This window comes from Gordonia aquimaris, assembly GCF_026262595.1.
In the GTDB taxonomy this organism is placed as follows: Bacteria; Actinomycetota; Actinomycetes; order Mycobacteriales; family Mycobacteriaceae; genus Gordonia; species Gordonia tangerina.
Genome location: NZ_JAPKFM010000014.1, coordinates 59,267 through 73,962, shown reverse-complemented (window position 1 = coordinate 73,962; position 14,696 = coordinate 59,267). Strand labels below are relative to the sequence as shown.

16 protein-coding genes are annotated in these 14,696 nt (G+C 64.7%); 12 read left to right on the top strand and 4 right to left on the bottom strand.

Going from position 1 to position 14,696, the window contains the following annotated elements; translation table 11 throughout:
- Positions 1 to 77 precede the first annotated feature (77 nt).
- From OSB52_RS14185 to OSB52_RS14175, 3 genes are all read right to left on the bottom strand, one after another.
- The gene (locus tag OSB52_RS14185; RefSeq protein ID WP_235725056.1) at positions 78 to 587 is read right to left on the bottom strand and encodes an O-acetyl-ADP-ribose deacetylase; all 510 of its coding nucleotides are present in this window, start codon (positions 585 to 587) and stop codon (positions 78 to 80) included.
- Positions 588 to 607: 20 nt separating this feature from the next.
- A complete protein-coding gene (locus OSB52_RS14180; protein ID WP_235725057.1) occupies positions 608 to 823 on the bottom strand; it encodes a hypothetical protein in 216 nt (71 codons plus the stop codon).
- Between the two features lie 62 nt (positions 824 to 885).
- A complete protein-coding gene (locus OSB52_RS14175; RefSeq protein WP_235725058.1) occupies positions 886 to 1,425 on the bottom strand; it encodes a hypothetical protein in 540 nt (179 codons plus the stop codon).
- A gap of 116 nt (positions 1,426 to 1,541) precedes the next feature.
- Here OSB52_RS14175 and OSB52_RS14170 point away from each other — a divergent pair, with 116 nt between their 5' ends.
- Positions 1,542 to 2,015, top strand: coding sequence for an NUDIX hydrolase (locus tag OSB52_RS14170; RefSeq protein WP_266062325.1), 474 nt, complete (start codon positions 1,542 to 1,544; stop codon positions 2,013 to 2,015).
- Positions 2,016 to 2,029: 14 nt separating this feature from the next.
- Here OSB52_RS14170 and OSB52_RS14165 read toward each other — a convergent pair whose 3' ends face one another.
- Positions 2,030 to 2,563 (bottom strand): SRPBCC family protein, encoded by a 534-nt coding sequence (locus tag OSB52_RS14165; RefSeq protein ID WP_266062323.1) that lies wholly within the window; start codon positions 2,561 to 2,563, stop codon positions 2,030 to 2,032.
- A gap of 188 nt (positions 2,564 to 2,751) precedes the next feature.
- Here OSB52_RS14165 and OSB52_RS14160 point away from each other — a divergent pair, with 188 nt between their 5' ends.
- The 11 genes from OSB52_RS14160 to OSB52_RS14110 all read left to right on the top strand — a co-directional run bounded on the left by OSB52_RS14160 (position 2,752) and on the right by OSB52_RS14110 (position 14,671).
- Positions 2,752 to 3,693 (top strand): NADP-dependent oxidoreductase, encoded by a 942-nt coding sequence (locus tag OSB52_RS14160; protein WP_266062321.1) that lies wholly within the window; start codon positions 2,752 to 2,754, stop codon positions 3,691 to 3,693.
- 65 nt (positions 3,694 to 3,758) lie between these two features.
- The gene (locus OSB52_RS14155) at positions 3,759 to 4,592 is read left to right on the top strand and encodes an aldo/keto reductase (RefSeq protein ID WP_266062318.1); all 834 of its coding nucleotides are present in this window, start codon (positions 3,759 to 3,761) and stop codon (positions 4,590 to 4,592) included.
- A 106-nt stretch (positions 4,593 to 4,698) separates the two neighbouring features.
- Positions 4,699 to 5,874 (top strand): pyridoxal phosphate-dependent aminotransferase, encoded by a 1,176-nt coding sequence (locus tag OSB52_RS14150; RefSeq protein ID WP_235725063.1) that lies wholly within the window; start codon positions 4,699 to 4,701, stop codon positions 5,872 to 5,874.
- 96 nt (positions 5,875 to 5,970) lie between these two features.
- Positions 5,971 to 7,248, top strand: coding sequence for a methyl acetate hydrolase AcmB (gene acmB, locus OSB52_RS14145; protein ID WP_266062315.1), 1,278 nt, complete (start codon positions 5,971 to 5,973; stop codon positions 7,246 to 7,248).
- 172 nt (positions 7,249 to 7,420) lie between these two features.
- Entirely contained in the window at positions 7,421 to 9,058 is a 1,638-nt protein-coding gene (locus OSB52_RS14140) for an aromatic/alkene/methane monooxygenase hydroxylase/oxygenase subunit alpha (protein WP_266062313.1), read from the top strand.
- A gap of 170 nt (positions 9,059 to 9,228) precedes the next feature.
- Positions 9,229 to 10,269, top strand: a complete 1,041-nt coding sequence (locus OSB52_RS14135) for a 2Fe-2S iron-sulfur cluster-binding protein (protein WP_235725065.1) — start codon at positions 9,229 to 9,231, stop codon at positions 10,267 to 10,269.
- A gap of 26 nt (positions 10,270 to 10,295) precedes the next feature.
- Positions 10,296 to 11,402 (top strand): aromatic/alkene monooxygenase hydroxylase subunit beta, encoded by a 1,107-nt coding sequence (locus tag OSB52_RS14130; protein WP_266062312.1) that lies wholly within the window; start codon positions 10,296 to 10,298, stop codon positions 11,400 to 11,402.
- 8 nt (positions 11,403 to 11,410) lie between these two features.
- Positions 11,411 to 11,749, top strand: a complete 339-nt coding sequence (gene mimD / locus OSB52_RS14125; RefSeq protein ID WP_266062396.1) for a propane 2-monooxygenase effector subunit MimD — start codon at positions 11,411 to 11,413, stop codon at positions 11,747 to 11,749.
- An 89-nt stretch (positions 11,750 to 11,838) separates the two neighbouring features.
- Positions 11,839 to 12,885 (top strand): amidohydrolase family protein, encoded by a 1,047-nt coding sequence (locus tag OSB52_RS14120; RefSeq protein WP_235725067.1) that lies wholly within the window; start codon positions 11,839 to 11,841, stop codon positions 12,883 to 12,885.
- The gene (locus OSB52_RS14115; protein ID WP_235725068.1) at positions 12,882 to 13,649 is read left to right on the top strand and encodes an iron-sulfur cluster assembly protein; all 768 of its coding nucleotides are present in this window, start codon (positions 12,882 to 12,884) and stop codon (positions 13,647 to 13,649) included. Before OSB52_RS14120 ends, OSB52_RS14115 begins: the two co-directional genes overlap by 4 nt.
- Positions 13,646 to 14,671: an NAD(P)-dependent alcohol dehydrogenase gene (locus OSB52_RS14110; RefSeq protein WP_266062310.1), complete on the top strand. Its 1,026-nt coding sequence runs from the start codon at positions 13,646 to 13,648 to the stop codon at positions 14,669 to 14,671. The genes OSB52_RS14115 and OSB52_RS14110 overlap by 4 nt, the downstream gene beginning before the upstream one ends.
- Positions 14,672 to 14,696 lie beyond the last annotated feature (25 nt).

The following is a 14,696-nucleotide window of genomic DNA, read 5'->3' as shown; positions in this document are numbered from 1 at the left end:
GCGCCGCATTCGGCTGAGTCAGGTCCCGTTGAGTCGGCCACGCACAGAGGATAGTCGGGCGACGCCCGATGTGGGGTTCAGGCGAGGATGCGGCGTGTGATGTCGGCGATCCGGCTTGAAAACGCCACGAGCGTAACGGATTCGACAGTCGAATCCGCACCTTTGACAGCGCGAACCTGCTGCTGGACGGCATCGTCGACCGGCCAGCCATAGGCACCGCCCGAGATCAGCGGAAATGCCACCGATGCCGCGCCGAGGGCGTGCGCCAACCGAAGGCTTCGGGTGTAGCAGGAACGGAGGACAGACGACCGGTCTTCGCCGGGGGCGTAGACCGGACCGACGGTATGGATGACCCATTGCGCCGGAAGGTCGCCCCCGGTGGTCGCGACGGCCGCGCCGGATTCGAGCCCGGACGGCAGCGACGTCTCCCGCAGCAATCGGCATTCGGCCAGGATCGCCGGGCCGCCCGCGCGGTGGATCGCTCCATCGACACCTCCGCCACCGAGCAGCGACGAGTTCGCCGCGTTGACGATCGCGTCGACGCGTTGGGTGGTGATATCGCCGATGGTGACCTCGATGGTGGTCATGCGTCCAGGCTATCGATCGGTCAGAAGGACGCAGGTCCGTTGGTGTTCTTTCGCGAGCGCGCCTTGTACAACGCGAATGCGCCGTAGATCGCCAGTCCGAGCAGTGCGATCCAGAACAGGCCCTTGAGCAGTGGGCCCACCATCGCGAGCGCGAGTAGCACCACTGCGATGACGCCGAGGACCTTCCAGAAGGTCATGCCGCTGTTGGTGGTTCCGTTGGGATTCGTTGATGTCATGTCTCCACTGTGATCCGGTTGGCGCGAAAAATCACCTGTCTGCAGGCGAAATCGGGGAAAGCTCAGGGGTATCCCTGACGCTGCGCCGAGGGGTCGGTCGGCGCTGATCTCGGCAGGATGGTCGAGGCCTGATAGGAGCATCCCAACTCATCCGGCGCCGCGAATCCGCACCGATCCCGGAACCAGGTGACCACGATCTCGGCGACCCGCCGCCGTGAACGGCTCATCAGGAATCCGTGGGTGCAGTCGGCGAAGGTGTCGTCGTAGAACCACCTGTCGAGGGCGTCGCGACCGACGGTCTGCGAGGCGAGCAGCGGTACGGACATCAGCGTCGTCGACAACCGGACCAGATAGGTCTGCGAGGCCAGCACCTGGATCTGCGCGCAGTCGACGTCATGTTCGTCGTCGGGGTGCGCAACGGCCGGACCGATGTCGAGGATCGCAGCGCGCCCCATGTCGGCCATCGACTCCACCAGCCACCGCTCCATCGCCGGCCAGTCCACGGCCCGCCGCCGGGCGCGATGTCCGGCGTGTGCCGGGTGCCGGTCCGGTCGACGTCGATCGGCATGATCGTCGGTGTGGTCGGGCTGGTACTCGTCCATGTGCGCACCTCCTGTGAGTGAATCGCGGTCAGTGAATCACTTGGCACCGACAATTCCGTCGCGCGCGCCCGACCTCGCCTTTTGCCGGGTTCCGTCGGCACCGGCAGGATGAACGGGTGCCGATTCCCGAATTCATCCGCGATCTGCGCCATCACGTCGGCCACCGCCCACTGTGGCTCTCCGGCGTCAGTGCCGTCGTACTCGACTCCGATGGACGAATACTGCTGACCCACCGCGCCGACACCCGTCAGTGGGCGGTGGTGTCGGGGGTGTTGGAACCCGGGGAGGAGCCCGCACGTGCGATCCTGCGCGAGATCTCCGAGGAGACCGGGGTACGCGCCGAAGTGCAGCGGCTGACCAGTGTCGACGTCACCCCGATGATCACCTATCCGAACGGGGATCAGACGCAGTATCTCGATGTCTGCTTCCTCGCCCGCCACCGTGACGGGGAGCCACAGCCCGCCGACGACGAGAACATCGCCGTCGAGTGGTTCTCTCCGGACGCCTTGCCCGCTGACCTGGCCACCACTTCTCGGCTGCGCATCGACAAGGCGCTGCGCGACGATCAGGCAGCCTGGTTTCGTCGCTGATCGGGTTCTTCTGATCAGTTCGCCGACGTCGCGTCGTCGACGATCGCTTGCTGGATGAGCCGGTAGTACTCGCGCTGCGCCGGATAGTAGTCGTCGAAATCGGCTGCGGCCGGGTCGGTTTCTAGCATCACGGCAGTCAGCCTGTCCAGGTAGTACTCCCAGCCCGGTCCGGTGTTCTCGATCGCCGTCGGGTCGTTGACCATCTCAGCGAGAGTCACGGTGGTGATGCCGTCGGCCTCGACCATCTCCACGACCAGATCCCAGGTGCCGAAGTCGTCGGTGGCGCGGATCTGGAGGACTCGCGGCGGTTCGCACCGACGGATGTCGTAGCGCACGGGGATCATGTTGTCCTCGCCCTCCGCATTCATGGTGAACTGGACGTAACCCTGCGTCGGGTCACCGGTGTAGAACCCGATCCACCGGGCCAGTCTGTCCGATTCCGTCACTGCCGCCCAGACGTCTGAAATCGGTGTGCGATAGGTGCGGGTGAACTCCACCGCGTCGCCCTCCGGGCGCAGTCGGCGGCGTCCGCTGGGGATGAGCGTCATGCTGTTTCCTCCTGGTCATCACGTGCCCACCAAGTACTTGCCCACTCAATATGTGCCCACCGAGCCCACCTGCACCAGGCCTGCCGCGAGCACCTCGAGGCTTCGGCCGATTGTCCCCTATCGCGCCCGTCACCAGTGAGTCCGAGACTGCTGGAATACTCCGGGGGCGTCGCGACCTTGAACGGGGCATGGCCCACAGAATCGTCGCGACCCGTTACGGTCCCCCCGCCGAGGCCTTGGAGCTGGTGCAGACGGAGCCACCGTTGCCCGGCCCGGGCCATGCGATCGTCGAGACCAAGGCGATCGGGGTGAACCCTGCCGACGCCAAGACAGTCCGAGGTGAGATGGGCGGAGACCATTCCCGACTGCCGCTGCCGATCGGTTTCGAGGCAGCCGGGGTGATCTCGGCGGTCGGCGACGGCGCCGTGACCCCAGACGGCATGTTGTCCGTCGGGGACCGGGTGATCGTCTATCGAGCCCAGGGCGCTTACACCGACCGGCTGGCGGCCGACCTGACCTCCGTGCACCGCATCCCCGACGAGCTCGATTTCGAGCATGCGGCCGGCCTCCTGTTGGTGGGGGTCACCGCAGCCGACGCCGTACGCACCGCACACGTCGAGAGTGGGGACGTCGTCCTGGTCCACGGCGGATCGGGGGCGGTCGGCGTCATCGCGATCCAATTGGCCCGGGCATCAGGTGCGACTGTGCTCGCGACTGCGTCTGCGCGCAACCACGATCATCTTCGGTCCCTCGGGGCGATCCCGGTGACCTATGGCGACGGGTTGCTCGACCGCGTCCGCGATGCCGCTCCGGGTCCGATCACATCGGTGATCGACACCACCGGTACCGACGAGGCGATCGACACATCGCTCGAACTCGTCGACAACCCCGGCAAGATCGTCAGCATCGCCGCATTCGGCCGCGCGTCCGACGGCATCGTCCTGGTCAACGGCAGCACACCGAGTAGTCGCCGCCATCGTGCCGAAGCGGTGGAACCGTTGATCGCGAGCGCCGCCGACGGTTCGCTGGTCACCGAAGTGGCCAAGACGTTCCCGCTCGCCGACGCCGCGGTCGCGCTCACCGAGCTCGAGATCGGCCATCCGCGAGGCAAATTCATCCTCGTGCCCTGAGACCACCGGGTACGACCACACAGAACGGTGCAATTTTCGATTTGACGAGGAAGGTGACATCACCCATGTCAGTACCCACCATCACCCTCAACAACGGCGTCGAGATCCCACAGCTGGGCTTCGGCGTATTCCAGATACCGCCGGAGGACACCAAGGCCGCCACCCTTGCCGCGCTCGAAGTGGGTTACCGCCACATCGATACCGCCGAGATGTACGGCAACGAGAAGGAGGTCGGTCAGGCGGTCGCCGAATCCGGCATCCCTCGTGACCAGATCTTCGTCACCAGCAAGCTCAACAACGGCTACCACGCCCACGACGACGCGCTGCGCGCCACCGAACAGACGCTGGCCGACCTCGGTGTCGAGGCCGTGGACCTTTTCCTCATCCATTGGCCGTTGCCCGGCATCGATGTCGACTATGTCGAGACGTGGCGCGCACTGGAGAAGATCCATTCCGAGGGCAAGGCCCGCGCCATCGGCGTGTCGAACTTCCAGCAGGCCCACCTCGAGCGACTGTTCGCCGAGACCGACGTGGTGCCCGCGGTGAATCAGATCGAGGTGCACCCCTATCTGATTCAGAATTCATTGCGCGCGTTCAATTCCGAGCATGGAATCGCCACCGAGGCGTGGTCGCCGATCGCGCAGGGCGACGTCCTCGACGACCCGGTCCTCACCAAGATCGCCGGCGAGAAGAACCGCACCCCGGCACAGGTCACCTTGCGGTGGCACATCCAGCGCGGCGACATCGTGTTCCCGAAGTCGGTGACCCGTTCACGCGTCGAGGAGAACTTCGCGTTGTTCGACTTCGACCTCTCACCTGAGGACATGGCCGCCATCGACGGGATGAACAAGGACCGTCGTCGCGGACCGAACCCGGACGAGTTCAACTACATCCCGTGATGAGGTCGGACCGTCCGTGACAGGAGGTCGGTCCGGACACCATCTGCCGTACGCAGGGCGCGACCCCTGGACCCGCTCGACCTCGGCGCCAGAGCACAATGGCGCCATGAGGTTCTCGCAGCGGGCCGAGGCGGTCGCGCCCTTTTACGCGATGGAGTTCGGTAAGCGTGCCGCGCAGTTGGAGGCGGCGGGCCACCACGTCGTGAAACTCAGCATCGGCGAGCCCGATTTCGGTGCGCCACCGGCGTTCCTGTCGGCGGTACGCGACCTCACCGACGGCCGTCAGCTGGCCTACACCGCAGCGCTCGGCCTACCCGAGCTGCGGTCGGCGATCGCCGGGTTCTATTCACGACACTTCGGATGCGAGGTCGACCCCGACCGGGTGGTGGTGACCTCGGGGGCGTCGGCCGCACTGTTGCTGAGCTGTGCGGCGTTGATCGATCCGGGTGACGAGGTGCTGGTCGCCGATCCGTCCTATCCATGTAATCGCCGCTTCGCCGAGAGCTACGGTGCGCGAGTCCGACTGATACCGACGACACCGTCGACCCGCTTCCAACTCACGACCGAGTTGGTCGCCGACGCCTGGGGAGAGCGGACGCGGGGCGTGATGGTGGCCTCCCCGTCGAACCCGACCGGCACGTCGGTGCCGTTCGACGAGTTGGCCGGCCTCTGTGGCGAAGTGGGCACCCGCGGCGGATGGCGTATCGTCGACGAGATCTACCTCGGATTGGCCGACGACTCGGACGGCCACCCGCCACGCAGCATCCTCGCCGCAGATCCTGACGCGATCGTGATCAACAGTTTCTCCAAGTACTTCGGCATGACCGGGTGGCGGCTCGGGTGGTGCATCGTGCCCGAGCAGATGGTGCCGGTACTCGAACGCTTGGCGCAGAACTTTTACATCTGCCCGCCGACACCCGCCCAATACGCCGCCCTGGAGTGCTTCACCGACGAATCGCTCGCACTCACCGAGGCGCGCCGCGCCGAGTTCCGCATCCGCCGCGAACTGGTGATCGATGGTCTGCGTCGGATCGGGTTGTCGGTGCCGGTCGCGCCCGACGGCGCGTTCTACGTCTACATCGACGTCGCCCCCACCGGCCTGACCTCGGCTGAGTTCTGCGACCGGGCGTTGGCGCAGGCACACGTCTCCCTGACACCGGGCAAGGACTTCGGACATCACACCGCCGACGACCACGTCCGCCTGTCCTATGCCGCCTCGACGGACGATCTGACCGAGGGGCTGCGGCGGCTCGGCGACTTCGTGGGCTCGCTGCATCCCTGACCGGGGCGTGGCCGTCGGCTGTCGTGCGCCGCACACATACACTGCCGATCGTATGGAGGGGATCTGTCGGGGGCCGGGTTCGAGGAGGATGACAAGGTGAGCAGTCCGTACGAGGTCGACACGGCAGCCATCGTCGCGGCTACCGAGACGGCTGTCGCCGCAGCGACCGCCGGCGCCCCCCGGTTACCGGGCGTCGTCGCCGGCACCACCTCCGCCGAGAAGCTCCTCTCACTGACCGCCGGCGGAGTGCGCGCGGTCGACGGCGCCCTCGCCTCGACGTCCGACCCGATCGTCACCGACCCAGTGGCCACCGAGGCAAAGACTACCGAGGCAGTGACCACAGACAGTGTCTTCGCACTCTTCTCGACCACCAAGACGATCACGGCGACGGTTGCGCTGCAGCTCGTGGAGGACGGCAGCCTCGACCTCGACGCACCGGCCGCCGACTATGCACCGCGGTTGGGCGACGTGGCCGTCCTCGAGGGCTTCGACGGCAACGGGAATCCACGGTTGCGCGCGCCGCGATCGGCTGTCACGACTCGCCAGTTACTCACGCATACGGCTGGATTCGGGTACGACTTCTTCGACGAGTCCTATCGCCGTCTGGCCCAGGAGCACGGTGTGCCCGGCACCATCAGTGCCACCCGCGAGTCGCTGACCACACCGCTGCTGTTCGATCCGGGCACGTCGTGGTGCTACGGCAGCAACGTCGACTGGGCCGGGCAGGTTGTGGAGGGCATCACCGGCCGGCGGCTCGGCGAGGTGATGAGCGAGCGCGTGTTCTCCCCGCTCGGCATGGCCGACACGGCGTTCACACTCACCGGCGAGATGTCCGGCCGGCGTGCGCTGATGCATCACCGCACGCCCGACGGTGGTCTCAAGACCAACCGGAAATGGGCACTGCCCGACGAACCGGAACTGCACATGGGCGGCCATGGACTGTATTCGACGGTCCGCGACTACCTCGCCTTCATCCGGATGTGGCTCAACGACGGTCTGTCGGACGGCGGGGATCAGATCCTGCGGCCCGAGACGATCGAGATGGCCGAACGCGATCAGCTCGGCGACCGGCGGGTGGACCGGCTGCACGGCGCGATCCCAGCGCTGTCCCACGACGCAGAGTTCTTCCCCGGCGTGCCGAAGACGTGGGGGCTGACGGCGATGATCAACGAAGAGCCCGTGCCCACCGGCCGGCCGGCCGGCGCCCTCAGCTGGGCCGGGTTGGCCAATCTCTACTTCTGGATCGACCGGCGCAGCAGGATCGGTGGCTTCTGGGCAACGCAGCTGTTCCCGTTCTTCGATCCGACGGCGCTGAATGCGTATCTCGGATTCGAGACCGCCGTGTACGACGCCCTGAAGTGCACCTCGCCTTGATGATCACGCCCGGGTAGGAATGCGCTGACCTGCAGGTATGCCCGACCACGCCAGATCAATGTGCTCGCCGTCTCACACTGAGACGCATATGACCTGAATCACAGGGTTACATCGGAGGCGCTCCAGCCCAGCAGGCCGGCACCTCGTCGGCCTTCTCACGAGGAGGCGCACATTGAGCAGGCAGAGCTTGACCAAAGCACATGCGAAGATCACCGAGTTGTCGTGGGAGCCCACCTTCGCGACACCGGCGACCCGGTTCGGCACCGACTACACCTTCGAGAAGGCTCCGAAGAAGGACCCTCTCAAGCAGATCATGCGGTCCTACTTCCCGATGGAGGAGGAGAAGGACAATCGCGTCTACGGCGCCATGGACGGCGCCATCCGCGGCAACATGTTCCGGCAGGTCCAGGAACGGTGGCTGGAATGGCAGAAGCTGTTCCTGTCGATCATCCCGTTCCCGGAGATCTCCGCAGCGCGTGCGATGCCAATGGCCATCGATGCGGTCCCCAACCCGGAGATCCACAACGGTCTCGCCGTACAGATGATCGACGAGGTTCGTCATTCGACGATCCAGATGAACCTCAAGAAGCTGTACATGAACAACTACATCGATCCCGCCGGCTTCGACATCACCGAGAAGGCGTTCGCCAACAACTACGCCGGCACCATCGGCCGCCAGTTCGGCGAGGGGTTCATCACCGGTGACGCGATCACCGCAGCCAACATCTACCTGACGGTTGTCGCGGAGACCGCCTTCACCAACACCCTGTTCGTCGCGATGCCGGATGAGGCGGCCGCCAACGGTGATTACCTGCTGCCCACCGTCTTCCACTCGGTGCAGTCCGACGAGTCGCGCCACATCTCCAACGGCTACTCCATCCTGTTGATGGCGTTGGCCGACGAGCGCAACCGCCCGCTGCTCGAGCGCGACCTGCGCTACGCGTGGTGGAACAACCACTGCGTCGTCGACGCCGCCATCGGCACCTTCATCGAGTACGGCACCAAGGACCGGCGCAAGGACCGGGAGAGCTACGCGGAGATGTGGCGTCGCTGGATCTACGACGACTACTACCGCAGTTATCTTCTGCCGCTGGAGAAGTACGGTCTGACGATTCCGCACGATCTGGTGGAGGAGGCGTGGAAGCGCATCGTCGACAAGCACTACGTGCACGAGGTGGCCCGCTTCTTCGCCACCGGCTGGCCGGTCAACTACTGGCGCATCGACGCCATGACCGACAAGGACTTCGAGTGGTTCGAAGAGAAGTACCCCGGGTGGTACAACAAGTTCGGCAAGTGGTGGGAGAACTACAACCGTCTCGCCTACCCGGGTCGCAACAAGCCGATCGCCTTCGAGGATGTCGACTACGAGTACCCGCACCGCTGCTGGACCTGCATGGTGCCGTGCGTGATCCGTGAGGACATGGTCACCGACAAGGTCGACGGCCAGTGGCGCACCTACTGCTCGGAAACCTGTGCGTGGACCGACACCACCGCCTTCCGCGGCGAGTACGAGGGCCGTGAGACACCGAACATGGGTCGCCTCACCGGTTTCCGCGAATGGGAGACCCTGCACCACGGCAAGGACCTCGCCGACATCATCAAGGACCTCGGCTATGTCCGCGACGACGGCAAGACGCTGATCCCGCAACCGCACCTCGATCTCGATCCGAAGAAGATGTGGACGCTGGACGATGTCCGCGGCAACACCTTCCAGAGTCCGAATGTGTTGCTGAACGAGATGTCGGACGCCGAGCGTGACGCGCATGTCGCGGCATACAAGGCCAACCGCAACGGGGCAGTCCCCGCCTGAGGCCGCGGGTTGCCAGGTGGTCTCGATACGCCGCCTCGCCTAGCGGCTCGCCGGCTACTCGACCAGCGAACCGGGGGTCCACCAGCCCAACCGGTGGTCGAGTAGTTCCGAGCCGCTAGGCGAGGAACGTATCGAGACCACGCCACACCACCACTCACACAGGAGAACCCGTGGCCGACACCCACCGCATCAACTTCGAACCCGTCGACATCGAGATGGAGGTCACCGAGGACGAGACCATCCTCGACGCCGCGTTCCGACAGGGCATCCACCTCATGCACGGATGTCGCGAAGGTCGGTGCTCGGCATGCAAGTCATACATGCTCGACGGTGACGTCCAGATGGACGACTACTCGACGTTCGCGTGCAACGACGCCGAAGAGGCCGAGGGGTACGTACTCCTCTGCCGGACATACGCATACAGCGACTGCGACATCGAACTGCTCAACTTCGACGAGGACGAGTTGCTCGGCGGCGCACCGATCCAGGATGTCCGCACCCGGGTCACCGCGATCGAACCGCTGACCCGCGACATCGTGTCCTTGCGCCTCGACGTCGTGGAGCCCGCGGCATTCGAGTTCAAGTCCGGTCAGTACGTCGACCTCTTCATCCCGGGCACCGACGAGAAGCGGTCGTTCTCCATCGCGACCACTCAGCAGACGCCGGACAAACTCGAGTTCGTCATCAAGAAGTACGCCGGAGGCCTCTTCGCCGGGATGTTGGAGGAGGGACTCTCCGTCGGCGACGAGATCATGGTCAACGGTCCGTACGGGTCGTGCACGCTGCGCAGCGGCCATGTGCTCCCGATCGTGGCCATCGGCGGCGGCGCCGGCATGGCCCCCCTGCTATCGCTTCTGCGCCACATCAGCGAGAACGAGATCAACCGTCCGGTGCGCTTCTACTACGGCGCGCGGACGGCCGCCGACCTCTTCTATCTCGACGAGATCGCCTCTCTCGGTGCAAAGATCGCCGACTTCTCGTTCACCGCATGCCTGTCGGAATCCATGGCCGACGTCGGTGACGGCGTGCACGTGGTCGAAGGCAACGTCACCGACATCGTCAAGGGATGCGAACCCGACCTAGCGCGAACGGAGGTGTATTTCTGCGGGCCGCCCCCGATGGTCGACGCCGCCTTGGCCCTCGCCGAGACGGCCGGAGTGCCCAGGGACCAGATCTTCTACGACAAGTTCACCAGCCCGGCTTTCGACTAGAAGCCCGAACGACAGGAACGAAAGGTATGTCCGCACCAACCGAACCGCGGGAACGCAGCTTCCCCTCCATCGAATTCACCGACGCCGAAGCCGGCGCCAAGGAATTCCCGAGCAGTAAGAGCCGCAAGTACAACTACTATCAGCCGGCCAAGAAGCGTGCGACCACCTACGAGGACGTCACCGTCGACGTCCAGCCAGACCCGGAACGTCACCTGACACAAGGGTGGATCTACGGGTTCGGCGACGGACCGGGCGGCTACCCGCAGGAATGGACGGCCACGAAATCCAGCAACTGGCATGCCTTTCTCGATCCCAACGAGGAATGGGATCAGACCATCTACCGGAACAACTCGGCAGTCGTACACCAGGTGGACCTGTGCCTGCAGAACGCCAAACGCGCCCGCGCCTACGACGTGTGGAACAAGCCGTGGCTGAAGTTCATCGAACGCAACCTCGGTGCCTGGATGCACGCGGAGAACGGCCTCGCGCTCCATGTGTTCACCTCCATCCAGCGGTCCGGCCCGACCAACATGATCAACACCGCCGTCGCGGTCAACGCGGCCCACAAGATGCGGTTCGCACAGGATCTGGCCCTGTTCAACCTCGACCTCGCCGAGGCGGAGGACGATTTCGACGGCAGCGCACATCGTGATGTGTGGATGAACGCACCCGAGTGGCAACCCGTACGGGAGACGGTGGAGCGACTGACGGCGGTCGGTGATTGGTGCCAGCTGCTGTTCGCGACCAACATCGTCTTCGAGCAGCTGGTGGGTTCGCTGTTCCGTTCCGAACTCGTCATGCAGGTGGCCGCGGGCAACGGCGACTACATCACCCCCACCATCGTGGGCACCGGCGAGTACGACTACGACCGCGATCTCGCCTACACCCGCAACCTCTTCCGCATCCTCACCCGCGACGAGACCTACGGCGAGTCCAACAAGGCCTTGCTGAACGAGTGGATGGCCGTCTGGGTGCCGCGTTGTCTGGATGCGGCCCGGGCACTGCAACCGATCTGGTCGCAGCCTGCCGACAAGCCGGTGACCTTCGCCGCCAGCCTCGACGCCGCGATCGCCAAGTTCCGAAGCGTCCTCGAATCCATCGACGCCGACATCCCCGAGGAGTTGAACCAGTGAGCACCAGTATGCAATTCGGAGCCGAGACCGAGTTCTCCAACATGTGCGGTGTGACGCTCATGAACACGCCGATCGGCCGGGTGGTCGCCGACGTCATGGGCGCAAAGGAAGGCGTGGAACTCACCGAATACCCGTCGATGATCCGCGTCGACGGCGTCAACCGTCTCGATTTCGACTACGACGAACTGACCGACGCCCTCGGCCAGGACTTCGACGGATCGGTCTTCGAGGAGATCAGCTCTACGCATTACGGACGCATGGTCCACCTCGACGACCGCACGATGTTGTTCGCCAGCCCCGAGGACGCCGCGGACTTCATCGGTTTCGACCTGACCGCGTCCTCGTGAACCTCACCGCCCGGGGGTGGCTCCCCACACCCGGGCGGTGATCTCCACCCCGACCTGTTCCAGCCCAACAGAGAGAACGAGTGAGAAGCATGTACGAGAAGAACGGCGACAAGTACTTCATCGTCGACGGCCATGTCCACCTGTGGGATGGCCGCGAATCCAATCAGCGCAACATCCACGGCAAGCAGTTCATCGACTGCTTCTACGACTATCACAAGAACCTCAGCCCCGAGGAACAGGTCTGGGACTACGACACCTATTGCTACTACGGCGCAGATCGGCTGTGGAACGATCTGTTCGTCAACGGGCCGGTCGACCACGCCATCTTCCAAGCCACCATTCTGCGCGAGTTCTACGTCAACGGGTTCGCCCAGGTCGACGACTCACTCAAGCTGGCACAAGACAATCCGGACAAACTGACCTACAACCACGCCTACGATCCGCGGGACGGCGAGCAGGGCCTGGTCCAACTCCGGCGCGACGCCGAGACCATGCAGCTGCAGGGCGTCAAGCTCTACACCGCCGAATGGCACGGCGACTCACGCGGATACAAACTCGACGACCCGTGGTCGCGACGGTACCTCGAAGAATGTATCGAGCTGGGCATCAAGAACGTCCACGTGCACAAGGGGCCAACCATCCGGCCGCTGGATCGCGATGCCTTCGACGTCGCCGACGTCGACAAGGTGGCCACCGACTATCTCGACCTGAACTTCATCATCGAACACGTCGGTCTGCCCCGGTTGGAGGACTTCTGCTGGATCGCCACCCAGGAGTCGAACGTGTACGGCGGCCTGGCCGTTGCCATCCCGTTCATCCACACCCGACCGCGCTACTTCGCCCAGATCATCGGCGAACTCCTCTACTGGATCGGCGAAGACAAGATCCTGTTCGCCTCCGACTACGCGCTGTGGACCCCGCAGTGGCTGGTCGAGCGATTCGTCGACTTCCAGATCCCTGAGGACATGACGGAATACGCGCCCATCACCGTCGAACAGAAGAAGAAGATCCTGGGCCTCAACGCGGCCGCGTTGTATCCCAACATCGAAGTGCCAGAGGAGTTGCGAATTCCCACCGATGCCGCAGACCCCGGTGTGGAAGTCGCAGCCGGCGCCAAAGACGCGGTGAGCGCATGACCGCGGTGGCCGACGGGCCGGTGACCACCACGGTCACCGACGCCGTCCTCGCCGCGCTGGGCACGGTGGTCGATCCCGAGCTCGACGAACCGATCACCGACCTCAACTTCGTCCGCTCCATCCTGATCGACGACGACGGCGTCACCGTGCACCTACGGCTTCCCACGTCGTTCTGCTCACCCAATTTCGCCTATCTGATGGCCTCCGACGCACAGGACGCATTGCATCAGATCGACGACATCGGACTGGTCCGTGTGCTACTCGACGACCACCACGACAGCGACAAGATCAACGCAGGTCTGGCCGCGGAGGCGGGCTATGTGGGGACTTTCGGAGCGGAGGCCGACGACAGCCTCGACGAGCTACGGGAAATCTTCGTCCGCAAGGCACACACCGCCGCCATGGAGCGCTGCGTATCCGCGCTGCTGGCGTCCGGCGAGGTCACCATCGCCGACCTAGGGCATCTCACGGTGCGGGATCTGCCGCCGGGGCCGGCGAAAGCCGCGCTGCTACGCCGTCGGGTGAACGCTGGGCTGAGCCTGTGCCCCAACAGTCTTGTCCTCGTCGATGACGACGGCCATCCCGTCGCACGCGACGACATCGCCATGGCCCTGCGCTTCGCCCGATCGGTCCGGATCTCCATCGAGGGCAACGGGCATTTCTGCCGAGGCCTGTTGGCCACACGATACGCCGACGACACCGACTGCGATGGCCGCAGCGGCCCGGTCATCACCGACCTGCGATCGCCGAGGAGAACATCATGAAAGCCGTCCAGGTGGTCGGATACCACGACAAGCTACAGCTCACCGACATCCCCGATCCGGAGATCACCGGCCCCCTCGATGTGATCGTGAAGATCGGCGGGGCCGGGGTGTGCCGCACCGATCTGCACATCCTGGAAGGCCAGTGGGCCGAGAAGAGCCAAGTGACGTTGCCGTACACGATCGGCCACGAGAACGCCGGTTGGGTGCATGCGGTCGGTGATGCCGTCACCAATGTGGCCGTCGGCGACACCGTCATCCTGCACCCGCTCATCACCTGCGGATTGTGTCGGGCCTGCCGCGATGGCGACGACGTCCATTGTGAGAACAGCGATTTCCCTGGAATCGACACCGACGGTGGCTACGCCGAGTATCTGAAGACAACCGCACGCAGTGTCGTCCGCATCAACGACTCACTGCAGCCGTCGGATGTGGCGGCACTGGCCGATGCCGGCCTCACCGCCTACCACGCCGCGGCGAAGGTCGCGCGCATGACCCGGCCCGGCGACACCTGTGTGGTGATCGGTGCGGGTGGTCTGGGCCACATCGGCATCCAGGTGCTCGACGCCATCTCGGGAGTCACCATCGTCGTCGTCGACCGCAACCCGGCCGCAGTGGAATTGGCGGTCGAGGTCGGGGCGCATCACGGCATTGTCGCCGACGGCACACATGTGCAGCAGATCCTCGAGATGACCGGCGGTCACGGTGCCGAAGCAGTGCTGGACTTCGTCGGCGAGGGCGGCGCCACCGCGGAAGGTATCGCGATGTTGCGTCGCGCCGGCAACTATTTCGTCGTCGGATACGGCGAGAACATCGACGTCCCCACCATCGACGTCATCTCCACGGAGATCAACTTCATCGGCAATCTCGTGGGGTCCTACAACGACCTGACCGAGCTGATGACCCTGGCCGCCCAGGGCAAGGTCACGCTACACACGACCAAATATGCCCTCGACGACTATCAGCAGGCGATCGACGACCTCGACGCCGGCCGAGTACGTGGTCGCGCCATTCTCATCCCCTGATTCCCAAAACAAATCACGAAAGGCA